1 pseudogene is annotated in these 539 nt (G+C 47.5%); it reads right to left on the bottom strand.

The features are described 5' to 3' along the window. Positions 1 to 173: 173 nt before the first annotated feature. Positions 174 to 539: pseudogene (locus tag AB4486_RS25715) on the bottom strand (sn-glycerol-3-phosphate ABC transporter ATP-binding protein UgpC); the annotation flags it as partial.

Here is a 539-nt window from a genome sequence, read left to right as displayed (position 1 = left end):
GGTGTGCACGGCGTGGTTGCTACGTATTCTTTGTTTTTATCGTCAAAATATCCGAATTTCATCATCACTATCCCTAGCCCCTCCCAAATCAGGAGGAGCCAAAACAATTTGTCGTAAGTAGGTTGGTATCAGCTCGTTGGCTGACTTAAGTAGACCGGCTAGCTCGTAATTGACTAGCTCGCTAGCGAGTTCTCGCTCAGTGCGTCAAACAGGTGGAAAGCATCCAAATCTAAGTAAAGTGTCAGTTCTTTCACATCCACTTCAGCAGCTTGGGTCTCAACCATCAGCGGTTGGCCGCCGATTTCTGTTTTCAGAAGAATGCTCGCACCCAGCAGTTCCTTGTCTTTGATTTTCACAGGGAATGGCAGCACACGGTCGTGGTCAACTTGCTCAGCACGTAGGTGGATATCTGTTGGACGAACACCAAAGTGAAGCGCTAGGTTTTTAGAGGCCAAAGACTTAAAGCGATCTGGCAGTGGGATATGAACATCGCCAAGTTCAACGAAGTACTCGCCTTCTTTTTCAATCAGCTTGGCTTC

Origin of the sequence: Vibrio sp. 10N.222.55.C6 (genome assembly GCF_041473395.1) — a bacterium.
Taxonomy (GTDB): domain Bacteria; phylum Pseudomonadota; class Gammaproteobacteria; order Enterobacterales; family Vibrionaceae; genus Vibrio; species Vibrio crassostreae_C.
The sequence above is the reverse complement of the archived record's forward strand: the minus strand, read 5'-3'. Positions and strand labels throughout refer to the sequence as shown.